Origin of the sequence: Slackia faecicanis, from assembly GCF_003725295.1 — a bacterium.
Taxonomy (GTDB): Bacteria; Actinomycetota; Coriobacteriia; order Coriobacteriales; family Eggerthellaceae; genus Slackia; species Slackia faecicanis.
In genome coordinates, this window is sequence record NZ_QICB01000002.1 from 21,534 (window position 1) to 46,285 (window position 24,752).

Here is a 24,752-nt window from a genome sequence, read left to right on the forward strand (position 1 = left end):
GGGCGCGCGGGCGCCCCTATGCAAAACCGCCGCATGCGACGACATGCGGCGGCGGGTTCTAACGGTCCTGGCGAGGATCGGCGCCCTGGGCCTTATGGCTGCGGCGGCGCGACTTACGATGCTCGGAAGAGGCCTGGGGCTGGTTTTGACGCTGCTGCTGCGACGAGCGGGGCTTGTCCTGCGAGCGCACATCTGAAAGACCCGACGAACGCTGGCCCGGCCTGCGGGTCCTGGGCTTGTCGGACTGCGGCTTGCCCTGGCCCTGCTGCTTGCCGCCCTGCTTCGACGCATTCTGGCGCTGCGGCTTGCCGCCCTGAGGAGCCTGCTTGCCGCGCTCGCGCTTATCGCCCTGCTGGCGCTGCTGCTTCGAAGGCGCATCCTGCGACGACGCCGAAGACGACTGGGCGCCCGAGCGTCCCGAACGGCGGCGGCGGCGCGAGGAGCGCTTCTTCTCTTCGTCGCGATTGCGCGAAGACGAGCTGCGCGCGGCGTTGTCGGCCAGCTTGTCGGTGCCAGTGAACATCGGCGTGACCAGCACCTCGGAAGGCACCGTGGGAGCATTGCCCTGGTTCACGCACTCATCGTACACGTCGGCAGGAACGATGCCCGGCTTGCCCGTTTTCTTGTCGGTCTCCATTTCGGACACGGGAATCTTGACGCGCTTGTCGCCCGCCATGATCGTGACCGTTTCGCGCGGCACGTTGATATCGATGACCTTGGCGTCGCCTTCGGGGGTGGACACCATGGAATTCATCTTGGGGCAGCGCGACTTGAACTCTTTATAGGTATCGGCCTCATAGCGCAGGCAGCACATCAGACGGCCGCACACGCCCGAGATCTTCTGCGGGTTGAGCGAGAGGTCCTGGTCTTTGGCCATGCGGATCGACACCGGGTTGAATTCTCCGCCGAACCTCTTGCAGCACAGCTCCTGGCCGCAGTGGCCCAGGCCGCCCACGATGCGGGCTTCGTCGCGCACGCCGATCTGGCGCATGTCGATGCGCACATGGAAGCGGGCGGCGAGCGAACGCACGAGCTCGCGGAAATCGACGCGGTCTTCGGCTTCGAAGTAGAAGACGGCCTTGTCGCCGTCGAAGAGGAACTCGACCGTCACGGGATGCATGTCGAGCTTGTGCTCGGCCACCATCTGCTTGAACACGGGCAGCGCCTCGGCCGCCTTGTCCTGCATCTCTTTCCAGACCTGCTCGTCTTCGGGCGTCGCTTTGCGCACGACCGGCTTGAGCGCGCACTTCAGCGCGTTGAGGGCCTTCTGCTCGACCTTCTTGAGGTCTTCGTCGGCGATGCCGTATTCCAGACCGCGCTCGGTGCGCACGATCAGCGCATCGCCCGCGGCGAATTCGACCCCGTTGGGATCGAACCACAGCACCTTGGGGTTATATGTCAGCCTGACGGCGGCGACGTTAGGCATACAGTACCTCTCTTATCTCGAAAAGCATGGCTTCGATACTCACTTGCGGCGATACATTATACGAGATGGCCGTTTCAGCGGCCGAAACCCGTTCCAAAGCTTCGCAAACCCGCCCCAGGTCGGTGCGGCCCGCGCAATCGCGCAGCGCGTCGATGCAGTCCACGTTGACGACCAAGCCTTCGGCCTGCGAGCAGATCATGCCGACATCGCGCAGCCACGAGCGCGTGATGCTGGTCACCTGGCCCAGCAGCTCGAAGCTCGCTTGGGAAAGGGCGCGCTTGTTGCGCGTCTCGAGCGTCTTGAGCGCCGCCTTCTGTAGGAATTCGGCGCGCTCCTCCATCATGCGCTCCTGCTCGCGGCGCACCTCGTCGAGGGGCGCCTTGGCGGCGAGCACGATATCGGAAGCGCACGAGAGCACGTCGATATCGTCGGCGCGGGCAAGCGACGCCAGCGCCGCGACCATCTTGCGCCTGAACTGGGCGCGCTCTTTCGAGCGCAGGAACTCGGCGGCTTTCGTGATCGAGCCGCCGCAGGCCTCGATGGCGATGGAGGCCTCGGGCAGCGTGCATCCCGTATTCTGCACCAAGATCCCCGCCGCCTCGCTCGCAGGAATGTGGCGGAACGGCACCACCTGGCAGCGCGACACGATCGTCGGAAGCACGCTTTCGCGCGTGCGGCCCAGCAAGATCAGCACCACGTCCGACGGCGGTTCCTCGAGCGTTTTGAGGAAGGCATTGGCGGGCGCCGCGCCCATCAGGTCGACCCGGTCGATGATATAGACCTTCTTGTTCGCCTCGATCGGCGCAAGCGACGTGTCGGCCACCAGGTCGCGCACCTGGTCGACCACGTAGCCCTGTGCGCCTTCGGGAGCCAGATAATGGACGTCGGGGTGCGTCTTGCGCGCGATCTTGGCGCACGAGGCCGACGTGCAGCCTTCGCAATCGGAGCACGGGTCGCTCGCGCACAGGATGGCCCGCGCGAACGAGAACGCGGCCTGCGTCTTGTTCGAGCCCGACGGACCGCAGAACAGATACGCGTGGCTTACCTTTCCCGACGAGACGCAGGCGCGCAGGAACTCGCGCACGCGCGGCTGACCGAAAACGCTTTCGAAGACGTCGGCCATCATATCCTCGATTCCGCGACGCGGCGCGCATCGGCCTCGCGAGCCATGTCCAGCACGCCGTCGAGTGCTAGCTCGGGAAGCAGCGGCGCGAGATGCGCGAACACGGCGCGCGCCGCCTCTTCGATGGAATCGCACGGCGCCACCACGCGGACGCGGTCGGGCTCGCGGGCCGCGATGACGCGAAACGCCTCGTTCACGCGCTCATGAAACGCCTCGCCCGCCTGCTCGAGGCGGTCGGGCTGCGCGACCGCCTCGGCACGGCACAGGCCCGAAGCCGCCGAAGGGGCTTCGAGCACGATGGTCATATCAGGACGCACGCCCTGGCATGCCGCCTCGTTGGCGCGCAGGACCGCCGTCTCGTCGAGGCCGCGACCGTACGCCTGATACGCCACTGTGGAATCGCAGAATCGGTCGCACAGCACCACGGCGCCGCGCGCGAGGGCAGGCGCGATCTTCTCGCTCACCAGCTGGGCGCGGGCGGCTTCGTAGACGAACAGCTCGCACATGGGGGCCATCTCGCCGTTCGAAGGATCGAGCACCACCGCGCGAAGCTGCTCGCCGATGGCGGTGCCGCCCGGTTCGCGCAGGCGCACCGCCTCGCGTCCCGCGGAGCGCAGGGCTTCGGCGAACAGGGCCGTCTGAGTGGATTTGCCCGCGCCCTCCCCTCCTTCGAAGGTGACGAAAACGCCGGTAGAATCGGCGGCGACCGATGCGCCGATGCGGCTCGCGTTAGCCATAGATACACTCCCCTTGGGTATCGATTCCAACGAAAACAGGCAGGTCAGAAACTTCTATACGCCATAAAGCTTCAGTTCCCAGATCGTCGTAGGCAAGCGTTTCGCCCGACACGACGCAGCGGGCCAGAAGCGCGGCCGCGCCGCCCGTGGCGACGAAGTAGATCGAGCCCGTTTCCTTGCAGGCCTCGATCACCTCGGCGCTGCGCACGCCCTTGCCGAGCGTCGCGGCGACGCCCGCGCGATAAAGCGTCGGCGCCGCGAAATCCATACGCGACGCCGTCGTAGGGCCCACGGCGCCGAACGGGCGGCCCGCCGCCGCAGGAGACGGGCCGGCGTAGAAAATGGTCGCGCCGTCGAGCCCGTACGGAAGACTTCCCTGCTCTTCCAGCTCGGCAAGCAGGCGCACGTGGCCCGCATCGCGCAGCATGAACATCTCGCCCGAAAGCAGGCAGGCGTCGCCCGCATGCAGGTCGGCGAGCGCGGCGCGCTCGAGCGGAAGAGAGATTCGCCTGCAATCCATGCTCATCGGTTTCCCCCTTCCCGCGCGGTCGCGGTCAGCTCGATCGTCGCGCGGCGCATGGCCGAGCAGCCCATGTTGATCGCAAGCGGCAGCGCGGCGATGTGGCACGGCGCCGTTTCGACGTGCACATCGAGCGCGAGCGCACGCCCGCCCAAAGCGCCCGGCCCCATGCCCGTGGCGTTGACCATTTCGAGCATCTCCCGCTCGAAAGCGGCCGCGCGCGGATCGCAGGAGCGCTCGCCCACAGGACGCAGCAACGCCGATTTCGCAAGGTGCGCCACCTTGTCGAACGTCGAACCCACGCCGATGCCGATCACGAGCGGCGGACAGGCGTTGGCCGCCTTCGCGCGCACGCAGTCCATGATTTCGTTCACGACGCCCTCGCGCCCCGCGCCGGGCGCCAGCATAACCACGCGGGAAGCGTTATCCGAGCCGCCGCCCTTAAGCATCACGTGCACGCGCGCGCCGGGGCGCTCAACGAAGTACACGTCGGTGAAAGCGGGCGTGTTGTCGCCTGTATTGGCGCGGTCGAACAACGCGTCGCGCACGACGCTTTTGCGCAGGCGGGCTTCGTCGTAGGCGCGCGCCACGGCAGCGTCCACCTCGGCGAACACATCGCCCGGCACGAGCACGTCGGGACCGGCTTCGAGGCAGACCCACACCGTGCCCGTGTCCTGGCACAACGGCACGCGGTCGGCGGCGGCGATGCGCGCGTTTTCGATCAGCTGGTCGAGCACGAACGCGCCGCGCGTCGGCCCTTCCGCCGCACGAGCCGCTTCGAGGGCCGCGTGCACGTCGGCCGGCAGTTCACAGGCGATTCGCGGAATAGCCTCGTACACGGCACGGGCAACGTCTTCTTTGGTGATGATTTCGAAAGTATCCATAACGCGATAGTATACCGCTCGACGGCACGCAAATGCCGCCCCGCCTGCGAACCGAACGGTTTCAGCATCAGCGGAACACGACGACGGCGACCGCCGTCGACGAATGGCGCGGCGCGACGACGGACGCTCGCGACGCGCGAAGCCCGCGACGGGCAAGGCGGCCTGGCCGAGCGTTTCGCACGGAAGACGGAAACGACCCGTTCGCTCGGCGGTCGTCGAAAAAAGAAAACGCGCCGCCACGAATCGTTTCGCAGCGACGCGTTCGAACGCAAGCAGACGGCGCTTCTTGCGAAGGGCCGTTACGCCATGGCGTTGCAGAACCAGCCCGTGATGCTCGTGGGATGCGTGATGGCGGTGCCGACCACCACGGCGAACGCACCCGCATCGAGCGCCTCGCGCGCCTGCGCGGGCGTATGGACGCGGCCCTCGCAAAACACCGGGATATCGCCCGCGACGGCCACGGCTTCGCGCACGAACTCGAGGTCGGGGCCTTCGGTCTTCTCACGGCCGGGAGCATAGCCCGCCATGGTGGTGGAGACGATATCGACGCCTGCAGCCACCGCGCGACGCACGTCGTCCATGCAGGCGCAGTCGGCCATGATCAGCGTTTCGCCGCGCACGGCGTTCACGGTGTCTTCGAACGTGGTGCCGTCGGGACGCAGACGGCCCGTCGCGTCGATCGCCACGATATCGGAGCCGGCGGAAATGCAGGCGCGCGCATGACGGACAGACGGCGTGATATAGACGCCTTCGTGGCCTTCTTTCCACAGGCCGATGACGGGGATCTCGACGCGGCCCTTGATGGCGGCGATGTCGGAAAGGCCCTGGCAGCGGATGGCTGCGGCGCCGCCCAGCTCGGCCGCGCGGGCGATCTGGGCCATGGTTTCGGGGTGGCGCATAGGCTCGCCCATATATGCCTGGCAGCTCACGATGAGCTTGCCCTTCAACTGTTCGATGATGGGATCCATCTCTATCCTTCCAAAGAATCCAGCAGGTTTTCGGCCGCGCCGACCAAAGGCGCAGCATCGCCGAGCGAAGCGTCGAGCACGGGAAGTTCGGCAAGCACGCCCGGCGCATGCTCCACATAGGCCGCATGCAGCGCATCGCGCCAGATAGGGCCGGCCTTGACCACCGAACCCGACACCACGGCCATTTCGGGGTCGAGCATGTTCGCCCAGCCCGCGAGCGCGATTCCGAGCGCGCGGCCGGCGTTCTCGATCGCCTCGCGCGCCGCGGGATCGCCTTCGTATGCGCGGGCGGAAATCTCGGCGCCGCCCAGATGCGTGCCCGTGGCCGCCTCGTAGCGCGCCTCGATGCCGCTGCCCGCAGCCACCGATTCCAGATTGCCGTCGCCCGCATGCAGCGTATTCGGCGTGGCGCCGATTTCTCCCGCGAAGCCGTGCGCGCCTCGCAGAATACGCCCGCCCGCGATGATGCCGCCGCCGAGGCCGGTGCCGGGAGCCATGACGATGCAGGTCTGAGCGCCGCGCGCCGCGCCCCAGCGCGCTTCGCCGAGCGCATGCGACTGCACATCGCCCAACACCGCGACGGGCAGGCCGAAGGCGGCCTTCAGGCGCTCGGCCACCGGGCGACCCGTCCATCCGGGCATGATTTCGTTCGCGTAGGCGATCGATCCGTCGCGCGCATCGACGCGGCCCGCTGTGCCCACGCCGATGCCGACGAGGTGCGCCTGGTCAGCCAACGAGGCCCTCACATCGGCCACGATGCCCACGATGCGCTCGAGCACCGCTTCGCCGCCCTCCTGGGCGCACGTGGCGACGCTGCGTTTGCCCTCCACGACGGGCGGCTCGCCCGCGCTCTCGTAGCGCACGGCCGCGCAGGCAATCTTCGTGCCGCCTACGTCGACGGCGATCACGGAGAAGGGGTATTCCATCGGTTCCTCCCGAATAACGCTCTGAAAAACAGCGCACGTCCCGCAGCCGCCGGGCCCGCGAAGCCCCGGACGGCGAACCCGCGTTCGATGCGCACCAAACAAAAAGCGCCGTCCGCGAGGACGGCGCCATGATACAAAGGCTTACAGCATGCCCGCGCGCTCGAGCACGGAGCGGATAGCCTCGACGTCTTCGCCTTCGAGCTTCTGGACGGGCTCGCGCATCTGGTTCGTGTTGAACACGCCCATCTGCCACAGAGCCGTCTTGAACGCACCGACGCCGGCGCCGAAGCCGACCGTGGCCTTGACCACGCGGGTGACGAACATCAGGCGTGCGAGGTAGTCCTGGATCTCGCGGACCTTGTCCCAGTCGCCGGCCTGCGCGGCACGCCACTGCTCGACGTAGCTGTGCGGATCGATGTTAGCGAGGCCGGGAACGGAGCCGTCGGCGCCGGACATATACGCGCCGTCGACGACGACCTCATGGCCGGTGAACACCTGCAGCGGGTGGCCGGCGTCTTCGTTCTCGAGGCAAAGCCAACGGAACGCCACGTCGTCGCCCGAGGAGTCCTTGACGCCCTGGATGACGCCGTCGGTGCCCAGACGCACGAGCATCGTGGGATCGAGCTTGGTGTGGACACAAGCAGGCAGGTCGTAGGCGAACAGAGGAAGGTCGGTGTGCTCGCGGATGGCGCGGAAGTGACGCTCGGTCTCCTTCGGGCCGCCGAGGGCGTAGAAGGGAGCGGTTGCGACCAGGCCGTCGACGCCGTAGCCGGTGGCGCGCTTGGCCTGATCGACCACGCGCAGGGTTTCCATGTCGATGATGCCGGCGAGAACGGGCACGCGACCATGCACCATAGCCACGGCCTCCTGCAGCACGTGGTAGCGCTGCGCGTCGGTGAGGAAGGCGACCTCGCCGCTGGAACCCAGGAAGAACAGGCCGTCGACGCCGGCGTCGATCATGCGGTTGATCGAGCGCTCGAGGGCCTCCAGGTCGAGCGTGCGCTCCTCGGTCAGCGGGATGACGACCGGAGGAATAACACCGTGGAATTGGATGTCAGTCATGAGTGATTACCTCTACTCTTCGGTTTGCATAAACAACGAAACTATATGGCCCGGGGCGCAAAGCGTCAAGAAGGCGCAAGCCCCTATACAAAATGCACGTCCTTCGCCTGCGAAAAAAGGGCTCTCATGCGGGAAAACGAAAAGGACCCGGCCGAAGCCGGGTCCTGAAAAGCACGCTGGATGCGCTATGCGCCCAGATCGGGGTGCAGCAGCGAAGGCGCCGCGCCCAGAAGCAGGCGGGTGTAGTCGTCCTTGGGGTTCTCGAACACCTCGGACGCCTTGCCCTGCTCCACCGCCTGACCGCCGTTCATGACGATGATGCGGTCGGAGATGTAGCGGACCGTCTGGATGTCATGGCTGATGAACACCATGGACAGTCCGAGCTCCTTCTTCAGATCGGAGAGCAGATTCAAGATCTGCGCGCGAACCGACACGTCGAGGGCGCTCGTAGGCTCGTCGGCGATGATCGCGTCGGGCTTGAGCGAAAGCGCGCGGGCGATGGCGACGCGCTGGCGCTGGCCGCCGGAGAGCTGGCCCGGCAGCGCGGCGAGAACCGAGTTAGGCAGGCCGACCATTTCGATCAGCTCCTTCACGCGGGCCTCGCGCTCGTCCTTGGTGCCCACCTTGTGCACGTTCATGGGATCCATGAGCTGGTCGTGGACCGACATGCGGGCGTTCAGCGCGGTGGCGGGGTCCTGGAAGACCACCGAGATGACGCGGCCGATCGTCTTGCGCTGGTCGGCCGTGCGCTTGGTCACGTCGATGCCCTTGAAGAACACGCGGCCGGAGGTGGGAGCCTGCAGGCCGCACATGACATTGGCGGTGGTGGACTTGCCGCAGCCGGACTCGCCCACGATGCCGATCGTCTCGCCGGGCATCAGCTTCAGCGTGAGGCCGTTGACCGCATGCACCTTGTTCGGGTGCAGGATCGAACCGGTACGCGTCTTGAACACCACGTGGATGTCGTCGAGGAAGATGATGGGGGTCTGCTCGTCCGCCTGAACCGCGGCGTTGCTCTTGGTTTCGGTCATTACTGCACACCTCCGTACGGCTTGAGGCCGAGACGCTTCATTTCCTCGTCAGGCAGCTCGGCATACCAGTGGTTCGAGTCGCCGTCCTGCTTGAGCACCGGACGCACGTCGGAAACGGCGTCGGGGTGGCTCGAACGCGGCGTGAAGCGGTCGCCCTTCGGGAAGTCCGCCGGGCTGGGAACCGAGCCGGGAACCTGATGCAGGCGGCCGGAACCCGCCTCGATGGAGAGCACCGAGCCCAGCAGGCCGCGCGTGTACTCGTGGATCGGGTTGGTGAGGATGTCGCGCACCGAGCCCTGCTCCACGATCTGGCCCGCGTACATGACGGTGATCGAGTTGGCCACCTCGGCGACGAGCGCGAGGTCGTGGCTGACGAACACCATGGCGAAGCCGAGTTCTTCCTGCAGCTTGTTCAACAGGTCGACGACCTGTTTCTGCACCGTCACGTCGAGAGCCGTGGTGGGCTCGTCGGCGATGATGACCTTCGGGTCGCGGGTCAGGGCCATTGCGATCAGAACGCGCTGGCGCTGGCCGCCGGAAAGCTCGTGGGGATACGAGTCGAGCGTACGCTTGGGATCCAGGCCGACCAGCTCGAGCAGTTCCTCGGCGGTACGGGTGCCGCCGCGCTTGGTGAGCTGCTTCATCTGGGAGCGGATCAGCATGGACGGGTTGAGCGAGGACAGAGCATCCTGGTAGATCATCGCGATCTCGCGGCCGCGCAGGGTGTTCATTTCCTTCTGGGACATATCCAGGAGGTTCTTGCCCTTATAGAGCACCTCGCCGGAGATTTCCGCCTTGGGGTCGATCAGGCCCATGATGGTCAGCGACGTGATGGACTTGCCGCAGCCGGACTCGCCCACCAGGCCCATGGTCTGGTGCGGGCGGACCTTGAAGCTCACGTTGTCGACGACGTTGACGTCGCCGTGGCGCGGGAACTTGATGCAGAGGTTCTTCACCTCGAGGATGGGCTCGTCGTCGGTGTTCGACTCGGCACGGTCGGTGCGCTTGGCCTCGATTTCCTTCAAAGCAGCCAGACGCTGCTTGAGGGACTCGGCCTGAGCCTCGTAGGCGAGCACGGGATTGGCCACCAGACGGTCGGCCTCGCGGTCGCTGTTGAGGTTGGAGTCGCTCGCCTTGATCGCTGCCTTAGGAGCAGCGGCCATAGCGTCGGTCATGCCCTCGGAAAGGATGTTCAGGCACAGGACCGTGATCATGATGGCCAGGCCAGGGAACAGCGCCTGCCACCAACGGCCGGACAGAACGCCGCCGCGCGCATCGGCCAGGATGTTGCCCCACGTGGGCGTGGGCTCGGGGATGCCTGCGCTGATGAAGGCGAGGGACGCCTCGAAGACGATTGCGTCGGCCACGAGCACGATGGTGAACACCATGACGGGCGCGATGCAGTTGCGCACGACGTGCTTGATGAGAATCCACGGGGCGCGGGCGCCGGAAACCACGACGGCGCGCACATAGTCCTGGTTGTACTCGCTGACGATGTTCGCACGCACGATGCGGGCGATCTGCGGAATGTACAGGAAGCCGATGGCGAAGATCAGCGACGGCAGGTTCGTTCCGAACACCACGACGAAGGTGGCGGCCAGAGCGATGCCCGGGAAGGACATGACGACGTCGAGAACGCGCATAATCACTTCGGAGACCCACTTGCGCGAAACAGCGGCGAGAGCGCCGATGATCGAACCGCAGATGAGCGCGAAGCCGGTGGCGCCCAGGCCGATGACGAGCGAATAACGCGCGCCGTACATCATGCGCGAAAGAACGTCGCGGCCCTTGTCGTCGGTGCCGAAGAGGAACTGCGCGTCAGGAGCCTGACGGGCGGTGAAGATCTCGAGCGGGTTGTGCGGTGCGATGAAGTTGGCCAGCGCCGCGATCAGCACGATGATGACGAGAACGATGAAGGAGATGCGAGCGCCGATGCTCATGGCCTTCCAGCGACGGAAGTGCACCTTGCCGGCGTTCGACTCCATAGTCTCGGTGAGATTTTTCCTAAGCTGAACCATGCGTTACACCGTCCTGATTCGGGGATCGATCAGGATATAAAGCATATCCACGATGATGTTGATGATGATGAACGTGAAGGCCACGCACAGAACCACGCCCTGGACGAGCATGGTGTAGTTGGACTGGATGCCCGAGATGATGGCCATACCCATGCCGGGGAGGTTGAAGATGACCTCGATGACCACCGCGCCGCCGATCAGGTAGCCGATGCGAAGACCAAGGACCGTGACGGGCGTGATGAGCGCGTTGCGCAGAACGTTGCGCGCCACGACGACGGCCTTGGGAATGCCGGCGCCCAGAGCGGTGCGCACGTAGTCTTTATCGAGCTCTTCGACCATGGACGTGCGGATAACGCGCGTCAGCTGGCCGATGACGGGCACGGCGAGCGCGAAGGCCGGCATGGCCATACGCGCGATCCATCCGCCCGGATCGGACGTGAAGGACGGCAGCGGGCCCGATGCGGGCAGCAGATGCAGCATCGAAGAGAACAGCAGGATCAGCAGGACCGCCAGCCAGAACGAGGGGGTGGCGATAAAGGCGATGGAGAAAACGCGGATGATCTGGTCAGGCCAGCGATCGCGATACAACGCCGAAATCACACCCAGGATGACCGCGAAAAACACCGCGATAATCAAGCCCATGAACGTGAGCTGCATCGTAACAGGCAGCGCTTCGGCGATACGGTCGGCAACCGACGCGTTGTTCGCGCCGTAGGTGCCCAGGTCGCCCTGAACGAGGCCGACCATGAAGTTGCCGTACTGCACGAGCACAGGGTCGTTCAGACCATGCTCTTCGCGATACTGCTGGACTTGGGCCTCGGAGGCGTTTTCGCCCAGGACTGAATAAGCCTGGTCGATGGGAGAAAGCGCCATGAGGAAGAATACGAGGATGGTAACGCCGATGATCATGATGGGAAGCGCTATAAGACGCCGTCCGATCAGACGCAGCAAATTGCTCACCTCGACCCCCTTTCGTTAAGCGGACATGCCAAAGGCGAGCGGGTGTACGAGCCCAAAACGCACTCCCGCTCGTCTTTGAAAATTAACAACTGTCTTATTCTATACGAATTTACACGAAGTTCAAAAAATCGACGAAAGGACTTATTTTGAGCATGAAAGCGGACTCTTTCACGCTGAAGCCCCGTTAAAGGTCTTTTTCACAGACGAGCGACCAAGTATTGCCCGTCGCGCGGGCGAACGGACAGTCGAGACAGTCGTCGCGATCGCATGCGTCTTTCGTATGCATATCATCCCCTTCGAACGCAGCGTCGAGCTCGGATGCGCACGTAGCATTCACCGGCATGCCCTGGCGAGCCATGGAACGCACGGCCATCGATGCCAGCTGACGCATGCCCCTGGCTGTCGGATGCGTTCCGTCCACGGCCTCGTAATCGAGGCCGAACGATGCAAGGTCGATCACGCGGCATCCGTGATCGGACGCCTGCAAACGAATGGCGTCGTCGTAGGCGCGCACATCGACGCCGCGCAAGCGGCGGATAAACGTGGTCTCCTGAGCGTCCGCGAGCCTACCGGGGCACAACGTGCAGCACCACACCTGCGCATCGGGATACGCCGCGCGAACGCGCCCCAGCATGATGCCGTAGGCGGTGCCGAAGGCTGCGGCCGCATCGTCGGCCGCGAAACGCGCCGTGCGCTCTTCGCATGCAGGAGCGGCATCGGGCACCGCGCGCCCGCGGCCGGCGGCCTGGTTGGCGGGGCCGCCCCAGCCGTAGTCGTTAATGCCGATGAACGCGATCACGATATCGGGGTCCATGCCGTCACGCGACAACGCGGCGACGCGGCGCACACTCGACGCCGCAGGAAAACCCGCGCCTTCGACCATGCTTCCCGAAAAGGACCCGTTCACGAGTATGTCGCCACCGATGGCGTCAACCACAAGACGCCACCACGTATCGCACACGCGCTCGACTCCCGTCATGCGCCGCCGTTCCCCTTCGTAGAAAACATCGAAGCCATCGGGGTTGCACCCCTCGAAGGTGGATATCGAATCGCCGAGAATCGACACGAGCGGGCGGCGTGCGGAGTCGGGCATGGCACGGTTCCTTTCTTCTTGTTCTGCGGGAGACGAAACGAATTATAGCGACATGCGGCGAAGGAATCCTGGGAAGACACCCCTCCCCCGCCGCGGCCGAATGCCTCGGTTCCGAAGACTTCGATCGGAAACGCGCAGCGGTCGGCGGAATGCGGCGACGCGCCACGCAAAGAAAAGGACCCACCCCGAAGGATGGGTCCTTGCATAACGAATGATTTCGCCTGAAAGCTTACGCCTTGGCGCTTGCGCCGAGGAACACGAGGCCGGTCGTGGCGATCGGCTTGAAGCCCTCGATCTGGGCGGCCTGGTAGCCGGTAGCGACCTGGCGATGGAACAGCGGGTACAGCGGCACCTGCTCTGCCAGGATGTCGAAGCACTGGTTCCACAGCTGCTGCTGCTCGTCGCCGGTAGCCTCGCGAGCTTCCTGCATGAGCTCCTGCAGCTGGGTCCACTCCTCGGTGCCCTTCCAGCAAGAACGGCCCTGGGTCCAGATGTTATCGGCGTACCACCAGCTCATGAGCAGGTCGGGGTCGTTGCCGAAGCAGGTCGGGTCGCCCGGGGTCAGCATGACATCGTAGTCGAGCGTGGCGCCGTCTGCGGGAGCGGCGAATTCGGACCAGTTGATCTTCTGCTCGGCATTGGTCATCTTGATGCCGACGGCCTCGAGGTCGTTCTGAATCTGAGCGGCAAGGCCCTTGACCCAGTTGTTGTTGGTCACCATCGTGAACTCGAGGTTCTCGACGCCGGCCTCGGCGAGCAGAGCCTTGGCCTTCTCGGGGTCGTAGGTATAGACCGTGGAAGCCTTGTGGAAGTTGGCATGAGTCTTCGGCAGGAAGCCCTCGACCAGGTCGGCGTGGCCGGCCATCTGGTTGCTGATGAGCTTCTCGGTGTCGATGGCATAGAAGAACGCCTGACGCACGCGATTGTCATTGAACGGAGCCTTCTTGGTGTTGAACATCAGGAAGGGCTGATTGAAGCCGGGAACGTACTCGACGGTGGCGCCGGCAGCGGAGAGCTGGTCGGCGTTGGCGTCGGGAACGTTCTCCATGACCTGGACGGAAGCCTCCTGCAGCGCAGTGGTGCGTGCGGTGTCGTCCAGAAGGACGTTCCAGCTCATGGTATCGGCAGTGGCCTTCATGGAGCCGTTGTAGTTCTCGTTCGGAGCGAACTCGATGGTGCCGCCGTCGTCGCCGTTGATGGTGACGTACTTCCAGGGGCCGGAACCGATCGGCATGGTCTTGAGGTCATCCTCGGTCGCAGAAGCCGGGAACACCTTGACGACGCTCAGACGGCCCTTGAGCAGGCTGTCGAAGGGATACTTCAGAGTGAAGGAGACGGTGGCGTCGTCCTTGGCGGAGACGGACTCGATGAACTCGAGGAACGCGCCGTAGGTGGCATCAGCCATGTTCTTCTCGAAGGCGTTCACGACGTCGGCAGCGGTGACGTCGGTACCGTCGGAGAACTTGGCGCCTTCGCGCAGGATGACCTCGTACTCGACGTCGGAGACCTTGACGGGCTCGTCAGCGGCCAGGGCGTTGTAGGTCTTGTAGGTGTGCAGGTCCAGATCGTAGAGACCCTCGAAGACATGCCAGGTGGCGGCAAGCATCAGAGCGGAGCTGTTACCGATAGGATTGCAGTTGGTGCTGGTATAGGCGCAGGCACCCGTCAGAGCGCCGCCTTCGACGGCAGCGCCTTCGGCGCCGTCGGTGGTCGCAGCGGTGTCATCGCCGCCGCCGCAGCCGTACAGACCCAGACCGACCGTAGCAGCGGCAACGGCGCTGCCCGCAACGAAGGTGCGGCGGTCGAGAGCGAACTTGTTTTCCATTGTCCTCCCTTTCGACAATATTGATGGGGAACCGGTCCGGCATGCGGCCGGCCCTCGTCATGCTACGGACGGGATTGTATCGAAACGCCCCGAATCCCTAGCATACATTCCGCTCATTCACGACGAACGGCATGTATGCCAGCCGCATAGGCTTGTCAGCAGACTTCGTTAGTCTACCGTGAAATGCCGCTGCGTTTCGTCTCGGTTAAACAATTGTAAAAGAGCGATTCTTTTTTACGGCAAGCGGCGTTTCCCCGCGTCCGAACGGCATAGAAAAAGGCTCCCGACGAATCGGGAGCCTTTCGAAAAACAAGCGTTTCCGGCTTAGCCGAACAGCTCGATGGTCTGGCCTTCGGCCAGGGTGACCATGGCCTTCTTCCAGCTGCGGGTGTAACCCTGCTGGTAGCGAACGCGCTTCGGCTTGGGCTTGACGTTCATGGTGTTCACGCGAACGACCTTCACGTCGAAGATAGCCTCGATAGCCTGGCGAATCTCGACCTTGTTAGCGTCCTTGGCAACCTCGAAGGTGTAGGTGTTCTTGGACATCATGTCGTAGCTGTGCTCGGTGATAACCGGGCGAATGATAACCTCGCGGGGATCCTTCATTATGCGAGCACCTCCTCAAGGCGTTCCAGAGCGGCAGCGGTCAGCACCAGGGCCTTGTTGTCCACGAGCTCAAGAGTGTTGGCAGCGGACACGGGGATGATGTTGACGCGCTCGATGTTGCGGAAAGACAGGTAGGTGTTGACGTCTTCGTCGTCCACGACAATGGTGGTGCGACGGTCGCAACCCAGAGCCTTCAGCGCAGCGGCGGCTTCCTTGGTGGAGGGCTTCTCGAAGTTGAAGCCGTCGACCACGATCAGCTGCTCGTCGGCGAGCTTGGCGGACAGAGCGGAACGCATGGCCAGCTTGACTTCCTTGCGGTTAACGCGGAACTCGTAGCTGCGGGGATGCGGACCGAACACGGTGCCGCCGCCGGCCCACTGGGGAGCACGGATCGTACCCTGACGGGCGCGGCCGGTGCCCTTCTGGCGCCACGGCTTCTTGCCGCCGCCGCGGACCTCGCCGCGGGTCTTGGTGTCGTGGGTGCCCTGACGCATGGCGGCGCGATAGGCACGGACGACCGTGTGCATCACATGCACGTTCGGCTCGATGCCGAACACAGCGGCGTTCAAGTCGGCCTCTTTGACCTTCTTGCCGCTGGCATCTTTGATTTCAATCTTTGCCATTATGGTGATCTCCTCTTATGGGTAAGGTCTTAAGCCATGCGAACGCGGACGATGCCGTTCTTGCCGCCCGGCACGGAGCCCTTGACAAGAATCAGGTTCTGCTCGGCGTCGATGCGGACGACCTCGAGGTTCTTAACGGTCACGGTATCGCAGCCCATGTGACCCGGAAGGCGGACGCCCTTGAAGACGCGGGACGGCGTAGCGCACTGGCCGATGGAGCCGGGAGCACGGTGGAAGTGTGCACCGTGGCCGCCCGGGCCGCCGCCGAAGCCGTAGCGCCTGATGACGCCCTGGAAGCCCTTACCCTTGGAGGTACCGGTGACGTCGACCTTCTTCACGTCGGCGAAAGCCTCGACGGTCTGGAGGTCGCCGACCTTGTACTCGCCCGCGTTCTCGACGCGGACCTCGCGCAGGTAGCGAGTCGGCTCGGTGCCCTGCTTGGCGAAATGGCCAGCCATGGGCTTGTTGATCTTGTACTCGCCGCTCTTGTACTGCTTGACAGCGCCGAAGCCGAGCTGGACGGCCTCGTAGCCGTCGGTGGCGGCGGTCTTCACCTGGCAGACCTTGTTGGGCTCTGCAACGATGACAGTAACGGGGACGACGCGGTCGTTCTCGTCGAACAACTGGGTCATGCCGATTTTCTTGCCGTAAATCGCGTTAATCATGCTACACACTCCTTACAGCTTGATCTCGATGTCGACGCCCGCGGGGAGGTCGAGACGCATGAGCGAATCAACCGTGTTCGGGGTCGGCTCCAGGATGTCGATCAGGCGCTTGTGGGTACGCATCTCGAACTGCTCACGGGAATCCTTGTTCACGTGGGGTCCGCGCACGACGCAGTACAGGTTGCGCTCGGTGGGCAGGGGGATAGGTCCGGAAACCTTAGCACCGGTCTTCTGGGCGGTGTCGACGATGAGCTTGGTGGACTGGTCCACGATCTCATGGTCGTAGCCCTTCAGGCGGATGCGAATCTTCTGATTAGCCACTTTCATTTCCTCCATGAATTAAAGGCTCGGCTTAGGCGTTGCCGCCGGCCTTGCTGATGATCTCCTCTTGAACGCCCTTGGGCACAGGCTCGTAGGAGTCGAACTGCATGGTGTAGGTCGCACGACCCTGCGTACCGCTACGCAGGTCGGTCGCGTAACCGAACATGTTGCCCAGAGGAACCTTCGCGCTGATGGAAACGGCATTGCCACGCTGCTCCTGGCCCTGGATGAGGCCGCGGCGGGACGGGATGTCGCCCATAACGAAGCCGGTGTACTCCTCGGGGGTCTCGACCTCGACGGCCATGACGGGCTCGAGAATGACCGGGTTGGACTTGCGCAGGGCCTCCTTGATGGCCATGGAGCCGGCGACCTTGAATGCCGCCTCGGAGGAGTCGACGTCGTGGTAGGAACCATCGACGAGCTCGACGCGCACGTCCTCGACCGGGTAGCCGGCCAGAACGCCGGAGTTCAGGGCTTCCTGAATACCCTTGTCGATGGAGGGGATGTACTCCTTCGGGATCACGCCGCCAACGATCTTGTTCTCGAACTCGTAGCCCTTGCCGGCCTCCTGCGGGTACATGTTGATGACCGCATGGCCGTACTGGCCGCGACCGCCGGACTGACGGACGAACTTGCCCTCGGCGTTCATGACTTCCTTGCCCGGACGCTCGCGATAAGCAACCTGCGGCTTGCCGACGTTAGCTTCGACCTTGAACTCGCGAAGCAGGCGGTCGACGATGATCTCGAGGTGCAGCTCGCCCATGCCGGCGATGATGGTCTGGCCGGTCTCATGGTTGGTGGACACGCGGAAGGTCGGGTCCTCCTCGGCGAGCTTCTGAAGGGCGAGGCCCATCTTGTCCTGCTCGGCCTTGGTCTTGGGCTCGACGGCGATGTCGATAACCGGGTCGGCGAACTCCATGGACTCCAGGATGACCGGAGCGTTCTCGTCGCAGAGGGTGTCGCCCGTGGAGGTGTCCTTCAGGCCGACGACGGCAACGATGTCGCCCGCGGAGCAGGAGTCGATGTCGACGCGCTGGTTGGAGTGCATCTGCAGCAGACGGCCGATGCGCTCTTTCTTGCCCTTGCACGCGTTGGTCACGTAGGAGCCGGACTCCAGGGTGCCCGAGTAAACGCGCAGGTAGGTCAGCTTACCGACGAACGGGTCGGTCATGATCTTGAAGGCCAGAGCGGAGAACGGAGCCTTGGGATCGCTCGGACGCTCTTCCTCGGCGTCGGTGTCCGGGTTGATGCCCTTGATGGCAGCAACGTCGGTCGGAGCCGGCATGTAGTCGACGACGGCGTCGAGGAGCTCCTGCACGCCCTTGTTCTTGTAGGAAGAACCCACGAAGACGGGGTGCAGCTGGCAGGCGATGGTGCCCTTGCGCAGGGCGGCCTTCAGCTCGTCGACGGTGACCTCCTCGTCCATCAGGACCTTCTCCATCAGCTCGTCGTCGCAGTCGGCGGCGGCGTCGAGGAGTTCCTGGTGGCGCAGAGCGGCCTCTTCGGCGAACTCGGCGGGAATCCCGGGGAGCTGCTCGGGATAGGTCATGCCCTTCTCGTCAGCCTTGAAGTCCCAAGCGGTCATGTCGACCAGGTCGATGAGGCCCCAGAAGTTGTCCTCTGCGCCCATCGGCATCTGAGCGGCGATCGCGGGGGCGCCCAGGCGCTCCTTCATGGTGTCGATAGCATGGAAGAAGTCGGCACCGACGCGGTCGTACTTGTTGATGTAGGCGATACGGGGAACACCGTAGCGGCTAGCCTGACGCCACACGGTCTCGGACTGGGGCTGAACGCCGGCAACGGCGTCGAAGACAGCCACGGCGCCGTCGAGAACGCGCAGAGAGCGCTCGACCTCGGCCGTGAAGTCGACGTGGCCCGGGGTGTCGATGATCTGGAAGCGGTACTCGGTACCGTCCTTCTTCCAGAAGCAGGTGGTGGCTGCGGAGGTGATGGTCACGCCGCGCTCCTGCTCCTGAACCATCCAGTCCATGGTAGCGGCGCCTTCGTGAACCTCGCCGATCTTGTGGGTCTTGCCCGTGTAGTAAAGAATACGCTCGGTCGTGGTGGTCTTGCCCGCGTCGATGTGGGCCATAATACCGATATTACGCGTATTCTGAAGATCGTTGGATTTAGCCATGGTAGTAAATCCCTTCCCTACCAACGATAGTGCGAGAACGCACGGTTGGACTCGGCCATCTTGTAGAGGTCCTCACGCTTCTTGACCGAAGAACCGGTGTTCTCGGCCGCATCCATGATTTCGGCGGCAAGACGCTGAGCCATGGTGTGCTCCTTGCGCTTGCGGGAGAAGTCCACGATCCAACGGATGGCGAGCGTGGTGGCGCGACGGGGGTTGACTTCCATCGGGACCTGGTAGGTAGCGCCGCCGACACGCTTCGGCTTGACCTCGAGCGTGGGGCGAACGTTGTCCATGGCCTTCTTGAAGACGGACAGGGGATCCTGCTCGGTCTTGGCGGCGACGATGTCGAACGCACCATAGACGATGCCCTCGGCGATGGACTTCTTGCCATCGAGGAGGACCTTGTTGATCAGCTGCGTGACCAAACGGTTGTTGTACACGGCGTCCGGCTGAACTTCACGACGGACTGCTGCTGCACGACGCGGCATATGAATGCTCCTTCATGTTCTGTGCGCGCTTCGGGGCTTTGCGCCCATTAGGCCGATTTCCTTACCGGCCCGCGCGGCTTAATCCTACTTATTTGGGGCGCTTGGCGCCGTAGCGGCTACGAGCCTGCATGCGGTTGTTGACTGCAGCGCAGTCGAGAGCCGCACGGATGATCTTGTAGCGGACACCGGGGAGGTCCCTAACACGACCGCCGCGGATGAGCACCATGGAGTGCTCCTGGAGGTTGTGGCCGATACCGGGGATGTACGCGGTGACTTCCACGCCGTTAACGAGACGGACACGAGCGACCTTACGCAGTGCGGAGTTCGGCTTTTTCGGGGTGGTGGTGTACACGCGGGTGCACACGCCACGCTTCTGGGGGTTACCCTTGAGCGCCGGGGTCTTCTTCTTGTCGACCGATTTGGCGCGGCCCTTGCGGACCAGCTGGTTGATAGTAGGCAAAGTAGTTCTCCTCTTCTTTCGCCTATTTCTTACAGGCGGATCGGCCGTGCGTCGAGGTTCGTCGTTCAACCCTGGAACCCCGCTACAGGACTTCTCCTTGCTTCCGGTCACGCAGCATACGTACTCGAAAACAAACGCCTTTGCAGACGCAAGGTGGAACTTTAACACCCGCACCAAAGGGTGTCAAACGCCACGCGCCCGGGTGTATCTACTTAATATTTTCGCCATAATGCCTGGTAATTCGCATGATTAACCCGCGATTCCGCACGCTCCTCCATCATTTTCGCCAAAAAACTTGAAAACCTTTCGCTCTTATGGGTCTTGGCGGCGCGAAACGAGCGACGAAGGGCCCCAAAGCGCGAAAAAGGGGCTCCGCACACATGCAGAACCCCTTGAAACGCCGTCGTCAGCGCCCGCCGAAACCGCGGATGGCGGCGGCGAGGATGCTATTTCTCGATCAGAACCGGGCAATCGGCGTTGCGCAGCACGGCGTAGCTGACCGAGCCGAGCATGCCGGCCACGGCGTTCAAGCCGCGACAGCCCATGACGATCAGGTCGCACTGGTGGTCGGCCGCGTAATCGAGGATCGCCTTGCTGGGCTTGCCCTGCCCCACGGCCACCTGGAACAAATCGGCTGCGGCAAGAACGTTTTCGCCGACGTATTCCTTGAGGTCTTCCACCAGAAGGCCGCGCTCGTAATCGAGGTATTCCTTCTGCATGGCCGCGAGCTCCTCGGGAGGAACGCGCACGACGCCCGCCATGTTCTCGGCGGCGAGGAACTGAGACGATTCGAATTCGGGCACGGGAGACGCGAAGAACGCGGTCACTTTCGCCGATTCGGCATCGGCGGCCATTTCGAGCGCCGTGGTCAAGGCGCGCTTCGCGGATTCGGAGCGATCGTAAGGAACGAGGATGTTCGAGTACTTCATGTGAACTCCTTTCAAAGCACCTCTTCACGCCCCTATTTTACCACCGCGCGAATCGGCTGTCCCCTCGAAGGGCCACACGGAAGACCCCAATTAGAGCCTATCGGCGAGTTTGTACCCGACGCGCCAAACCGTGAGGAGATACTTCGGTTTCGAAGGTTCTTCCTCTATTTTCTCCCTGATCTTGCGCACGAGCACGGTGATCGTGTTCGGGTCGGCCGAGGAGTCGTCCTCCCACAGCGCGGAAAGGATCTGGTCGCGCGTGAACACGGCGCCCGGATCGCCCGCGAGCAGCGAAAGCACCTCGAACTCGCGCGACGAGCACGCGACGGGGCGGCCTTTCAGGCGCACCTCGTATTTCCCGAAGAAGATTTCCAGGTCGCCGATCCGATAGACGCCCGCCTCTTTGGGCTTGCGGGCGCGCGCGTCGGCGGAGCGGCGGCGAAGGTGCGCGTCGATGCGCAGCAGCAGCTCTTCGGGCAGAAAGGGCTTCACCAGATAATCGTCGGCGCCCGCCTTGAAGCCGACGCTCTTGTCGACGATATCGCCTTTGGCCGAAAGGAACATGATCGGCACCTGGCGCCCTTCGCCGCGGATGGTGCGGCAGATGTCGAAGCCGTTGATATCGGGCAGCATGACGTCGAGCACCAAGAAATCGGGGCGCTCGCGCCGCAGCATGTCGAGCCCCTCGTACCCGCACGACGCGCAGCAGAAATCGTATCCCGCACGCGCGACCACCTGGCCTATGAGCATCTGCATGCTCTCGTCGTCATCGATCAGCATGATTTTGGTCATGACGCCCTCCTTCGTCTTGCCCTGCGCGTTCATGCCATGATTCGTTCACGGGGAAATACACCGTGAACAGCGAGCCCTTCCCCGGCTCGCTGTTCAGCTCGACCCGGCCGCCGAGCATGCCCGTCAGGTCTCTGACGAGCGAAAGCCCCAGGCCGCTTCCTCCGTAGCGCCTCACGGTGGACATGTTCTCCTGCGTGAAGCGCTCGAATATCAGCCGGTGCTTGTCTTCGGGAATGCCGATGCCGGTATCGCGCACCGCGACGGACACCTCCGCGCCGCCCGGCGCAAGCGACGCATGCACGTCGACCGAACCGCCCGCGTCGGTGAATTTGACCGCGTTGCTCGTGAGGTTCGATACGATACGGCGCATCTTCTCCCAATCGCTCGTAATAAGCGGGACGTCCGCATCGACGCGCGTCGAGAAGCGCACCCCTTTCTGGACCGCCACGGCCGCCGTGGACGATTCGACCTGTCCCAGCACGTCGGCGATATCGACCACTTCGAGATTGAAGCGCTCCGAGCCCGCCTGGATCCGCGCCGTCTCGAGCACATTATCGACCATCTCGAGCAGGATGCGCCCGTTTTTACGTATCTCTTCAAGCTGTTCGCGCGCGAGCTCGTCGTTCGTGCCGACGGTTTCTTCCATCAGCTCGGCGAACACGATGACCGACGTCAAAGGCGTACGAAGCTCGTGGCTGACGATCGCGAGGAAGTCGGACTTGTATTTGTTCTCGTTTTTGAGCCGCTCGTTCACGCGCTCCACGTGGGCGCGCTGCGCCTCGAGCTCTTCGTTGGCGCGGCGCAGCTGCTCCGTGCGCTCTTCCACCTGGGATTCCAGATCGCCGTAGAGCACCTCGAGGCGCTCGGACATCTCGTTGAAGCGGGCGAACAGCTCGACTGTTTCGGACGTGGCGTAGGCCCCGTGCGCGTCGAACAACGACACGCGGTGCGCTTGCGTTCCCCCGACGCGAGTCAATCCGGACGAAAGCGCCGCCACGGGCCTGACCACCAGCCGGTCGAGCGCCACGTAGATGCCCGCGCTCATGCAGGCCACGATCACCAGGAAGAACAATATATTAGAGCGGATGGCGCCCCACATGTTGGAATCGTAGAGCGCCGTGGGAATGGTGACGCTGGTGGCGCCGGCAAGGTCTCCTATTTCCCAGCCTTCCTTCGGATACCCCGTGACGTCGATTTCGCCCGCGGGCCCGCCGTGGCACTCCGTGCATTGCTCGGTGACCTTCATGGCGCTCACGTAGCGAAAGACGCGCTCGTCGCCGCGCATGCCGAACTCGTAATATTCGTCGAGCTCGGGGTCGGCCGCAAACATCTCGAGCGCCGCGGTTTCAGTGGCGTCGGGCGCGTTGGCGATGTTGCGCGGGTCGATCATCGTGAAACGCATGCTGTATTCGGAATCGCGCGAGAACAGGGCCGCGACGGATTTGCCCACGATGGCGCAGTGCAGCCCCTTGTATTCGTACGTGCCGTCGCTCGTATGGTCGATGCGGCTCTGGTTGCGCGAGATGAAATCCCAAACGGCGTCCATCTCGTCCACCATGACGCGCGACGTTTCCACCAGCTCGGTTTCGGTGGCATGGCGCTGCATGGCGTAGGTCCACACGCCGAACGCGCCCAGAAGCAGCAGCGACGACGCAAGAAGCAGCCCCAGAATCTTCGTTTTCAGGCCGACGCCCGCCCCCAGGGAGCGACCCCAATCACGCATCGAACCCCTCCCCCGTTGCGATTTCGTATGCGCTATCTATTATGGCCGCGCCAGGCGTCCAAAACGGCGGCCGTTTCGTCGATCGCCGCGTCGATCAGGCGCGCCGCGTCGCGGTAGAACGCCGTGCGGGCCGCCTGGGCCGCCTGCTCGAGATACGTGTGCGAGAACGCGAGCACGTGCTCGTGCATGAAGCCCCATGCCGCATCGAGAAACGTCGCGGCCCGCGCCTCGTCGGCGGCTTCGGCACGGGCGAACAGCTCGGCGAGAAACGCCAGCTCGATGCCCAGATGATCGTCGGGCTGCGAATCGGACGCGGAAAGCTTCAGGCCGAAACGTTCGTATTCGTGACGGACTTCCAGCGTGGTGGGACCGAACATGGTGGCGTCATCGGTGCGATAGACCGACTCGAACGGAGAAGCTTTGCTCACCGACACCATATAGAACAGAAACGCGTAATCCTGGCGAAGGTCTCGATAGAACGCATCGAACGCCGCTTCGTCGGATGCGGCGGAGCGAAGGGCATCGGCCATACGAAGGGCCGTGCCGTCTCCAAGTGCGACGAACGGCGATTCGCGCAGCAGGTCGGACGCCTGCGCGAGAGCGGTGAGCTTTTCGCGGTCGGGACCTTCGTAAAGCAGCGAAGAACCGAACGCGCACATGGTCTGACAGGCCATCAAGATTTCCGAAGAGGGCTTTGTCATTTGCTGTCCCTTCTATGCAAGAACGCGCCTTGGCGGCGCGAATCATCATATCGAAAATACGGAGGCGCGCGCAGGGCGCGCCTCCGTACAGGAGGGGTATATGGGTAAGCCTACTGCTCGTGGCTCACTTCGAGGGGATTCTTGAGAACGCCGCCCTTTTCCGCATCGCGGTGCGGCTTGAACACCACATTGGGCTGAGTGCTGTCGCCCAGCTCGCCCAGGGCGCACACGTCGCCGTATTCGGCACGCAGCTCGTCGATATCGCCGAACTTGATGGCGCGCACAGGGCATGCCTTCGCACAGGCAGGGTCGGGCTGGCCGTCTTCGGTGCGGTCGGTGCACATGACGCACTTGTGGGCGAAGCCGTCGGACATCTGCGTGGGATGGCCGTAGGGGCACGCCTTCTCACAGCTCATGCAGCCGGTGCACAGCTCGTAATCGACCTTGACGATGCCGGTCTCCTCATCCTTGGACAAAGCGCCGGTGGGACACGATGCCATGCAGGCGGGCTTTTCGCACTGGCCGCACGTCATGGAGACGTAGTAGCCGAATGCGGTCTGGGTGAATGCGCCGGACTCGTCGGCGGTCCAATCGCCGCCGCCGAATTCGTACACCTTGCGGAACTTCTGGGGAACCTCAAGGTCGTTGCGATCGAAGCACGAGGTCATGCAAGCCTTGCAGCCTGTGCAGATATCGGTGTTGACGAAAAAGCCGTATTTAGTCATCGCTTATGC

25 protein-coding genes are annotated in these 24,752 nt (G+C 63.7%); all 25 read right to left on the reverse strand.

All coding sequences use genetic code 11. The annotated features are described in order from the left end of the window. Positions 1-58 precede the first annotated feature (58 nt). Complete coding sequence (locus DMP07_RS02710; RefSeq protein ID WP_123197635.1) at positions 59-1,426, reverse strand: PSP1 domain-containing protein; 1,368 nt, start codon at positions 1,424-1,426, stop codon at positions 59-61. Further along, positions 1,419-2,552 carry a DNA polymerase III subunit gene (locus DMP07_RS02715; protein WP_342210398.1) on the reverse strand — a complete coding sequence of 378 codons (1,134 nt, stop codon included), beginning with the start codon at positions 2,550-2,552 and terminating at the stop codon, positions 1,419-1,421. Before DMP07_RS02715 ends, DMP07_RS02710 begins: the two co-directional genes overlap by 8 nt. Further along, positions 2,549-3,286 carry a dTMP kinase gene (gene tmk / locus DMP07_RS02720; RefSeq protein ID WP_123197637.1) on the reverse strand — a complete coding sequence of 246 codons (738 nt, stop codon included), beginning with the start codon at positions 3,284-3,286 and terminating at the stop codon, positions 2,549-2,551. Before tmk ends, DMP07_RS02715 begins: the two co-directional genes overlap by 4 nt. After that, a complete protein-coding gene (locus DMP07_RS02725; RefSeq protein WP_123197638.1) occupies positions 3,279-3,812 on the reverse strand; it encodes a FumA C-terminus/TtdB family hydratase beta subunit in 534 nt (177 codons plus the stop codon). The genes tmk and DMP07_RS02725 overlap by 8 nt, the downstream gene beginning before the upstream one ends. Then, a complete protein-coding gene (locus DMP07_RS02730; RefSeq protein WP_123198018.1) occupies positions 3,809-4,690 on the reverse strand; it encodes a fumarate hydratase in 882 nt (293 codons plus the stop codon). Before DMP07_RS02730 ends, DMP07_RS02725 begins: the two co-directional genes overlap by 4 nt. Before the next feature lie 299 nt (positions 4,691-4,989). Next, entirely contained in the window at positions 4,990-5,658 is a 669-nt protein-coding gene (locus tag DMP07_RS02735) for an N-acetylmannosamine-6-phosphate 2-epimerase (RefSeq protein ID WP_123197639.1), read from the reverse strand. A 2-nt stretch (positions 5,659-5,660) separates the two neighbouring features. Then, positions 5,661-6,584, reverse strand: a complete 924-nt coding sequence (locus tag DMP07_RS02740) for an ROK family protein (protein WP_123197640.1) — start codon at positions 6,582-6,584, stop codon at positions 5,661-5,663. Positions 6,585-6,725: 141 nt separating this feature from the next. Continuing rightward, positions 6,726-7,646, reverse strand: coding sequence for a dihydrodipicolinate synthase family protein (locus DMP07_RS02745; protein WP_123197641.1), 921 nt, complete (start codon positions 7,644-7,646; stop codon positions 6,726-6,728). A 185-nt stretch (positions 7,647-7,831) separates the two neighbouring features. Next, complete coding sequence (locus DMP07_RS02750; protein WP_123197642.1) at positions 7,832-8,677, reverse strand: ABC transporter ATP-binding protein; 846 nt, start codon at positions 8,675-8,677, stop codon at positions 7,832-7,834. Next, positions 8,677-10,695 carry a dipeptide/oligopeptide/nickel ABC transporter permease/ATP-binding protein gene (locus tag DMP07_RS02755; RefSeq protein ID WP_123197643.1) on the reverse strand — a complete coding sequence of 673 codons (2,019 nt, stop codon included), beginning with the start codon at positions 10,693-10,695 and terminating at the stop codon, positions 8,677-8,679. Before DMP07_RS02755 ends, DMP07_RS02750 begins: the two co-directional genes overlap by 1 nt. 3 nt (positions 10,696-10,698) lie before the next feature. Continuing rightward, positions 10,699-11,655, reverse strand: a complete 957-nt coding sequence (locus tag DMP07_RS02760; RefSeq protein ID WP_123197644.1) for an ABC transporter permease — start codon at positions 11,653-11,655, stop codon at positions 10,699-10,701. 184 nt (positions 11,656-11,839) lie between these two features. Further along, on the reverse strand, positions 11,840-12,748 hold the full coding sequence (locus DMP07_RS02765; protein WP_123197645.1) for an SGNH/GDSL hydrolase family protein: 909 nt from the start codon (positions 12,746-12,748) through the stop codon (positions 11,840-11,842). Between the two features lie 229 nt (positions 12,749-12,977). Further along, positions 12,978-14,573: an ABC transporter substrate-binding protein gene (locus DMP07_RS02770; RefSeq protein ID WP_123197646.1), complete on the reverse strand. Its 1,596-nt coding sequence runs from the start codon at positions 14,571-14,573 to the stop codon at positions 12,978-12,980. A gap of 324 nt (positions 14,574-14,897) precedes the next feature. Continuing rightward, positions 14,898-15,179 (reverse strand): 50S ribosomal protein L23, encoded by a 282-nt coding sequence (gene rplW / locus DMP07_RS02775; protein ID WP_123197647.1) that lies wholly within the window; start codon positions 15,177-15,179, stop codon positions 14,898-14,900. Beyond that, positions 15,179-15,802, reverse strand: coding sequence for a 50S ribosomal protein L4 (gene rplD / locus DMP07_RS02780; protein ID WP_123197648.1), 624 nt, complete (start codon positions 15,800-15,802; stop codon positions 15,179-15,181). Before rplD ends, rplW begins: the two co-directional genes overlap by 1 nt. Before the next feature lie 29 nt (positions 15,803-15,831). After that, positions 15,832-16,467 carry a 50S ribosomal protein L3 gene (gene rplC, locus DMP07_RS02785; RefSeq protein WP_123197649.1) on the reverse strand — a complete coding sequence of 212 codons (636 nt, stop codon included), beginning with the start codon at positions 16,465-16,467 and terminating at the stop codon, positions 15,832-15,834. Positions 16,468-16,479: 12 nt separating this feature from the next. Continuing rightward, a complete protein-coding gene (gene rpsJ / locus DMP07_RS02790) occupies positions 16,480-16,794 on the reverse strand; it encodes a 30S ribosomal protein S10 (protein WP_425303982.1) in 315 nt (104 codons plus the stop codon). A gap of 25 nt (positions 16,795-16,819) precedes the next feature. Continuing rightward, on the reverse strand, positions 16,820-18,925 hold the full coding sequence (gene fusA, locus DMP07_RS02795; RefSeq protein ID WP_123197650.1) for an elongation factor G: 2,106 nt from the start codon (positions 18,923-18,925) through the stop codon (positions 16,820-16,822). Between the two features lie 17 nt (positions 18,926-18,942). Then, positions 18,943-19,413: a 30S ribosomal protein S7 gene (gene rpsG, locus DMP07_RS02800; protein ID WP_123197651.1), complete on the reverse strand. Its 471-nt coding sequence runs from the start codon at positions 19,411-19,413 to the stop codon at positions 18,943-18,945. Between the two features lie 88 nt (positions 19,414-19,501). Further along, positions 19,502-19,873 carry a 30S ribosomal protein S12 gene (gene rpsL / locus DMP07_RS02805; RefSeq protein WP_123197652.1) on the reverse strand — a complete coding sequence of 124 codons (372 nt, stop codon included), beginning with the start codon at positions 19,871-19,873 and terminating at the stop codon, positions 19,502-19,504. Between the two features lie 446 nt (positions 19,874-20,319). Next, positions 20,320-20,802, reverse strand: coding sequence for a universal stress protein (locus DMP07_RS02810; protein WP_123197653.1), 483 nt, complete (start codon positions 20,800-20,802; stop codon positions 20,320-20,322). Between the two features lie 90 nt (positions 20,803-20,892). Further along, on the reverse strand, positions 20,893-21,594 hold the full coding sequence (locus tag DMP07_RS02815; protein ID WP_123198019.1) for a response regulator transcription factor: 702 nt from the start codon (positions 21,592-21,594) through the stop codon (positions 20,893-20,895). Next, on the reverse strand, positions 21,569-23,317 hold the full coding sequence (locus DMP07_RS02820; RefSeq protein WP_123197654.1) for an ATP-binding protein: 1,749 nt from the start codon (positions 23,315-23,317) through the stop codon (positions 21,569-21,571). The genes DMP07_RS02815 and DMP07_RS02820 overlap by 26 nt, the downstream gene beginning before the upstream one ends. Positions 23,318-23,349: 32 nt before the next feature. Next, positions 23,350-24,018, reverse strand: coding sequence for a TorD/DmsD family molecular chaperone (locus DMP07_RS02825; RefSeq protein ID WP_123197655.1), 669 nt, complete (start codon positions 24,016-24,018; stop codon positions 23,350-23,352). A 110-nt stretch (positions 24,019-24,128) separates the two neighbouring features. Continuing rightward, the gene (locus tag DMP07_RS02830; protein WP_123197656.1) at positions 24,129-24,743 is read right to left on the reverse strand and encodes a 4Fe-4S dicluster domain-containing protein; all 615 of its coding nucleotides are present in this window, start codon (positions 24,741-24,743) and stop codon (positions 24,129-24,131) included. Between the last annotated feature and the right edge of the window lie 9 nt (positions 24,744-24,752).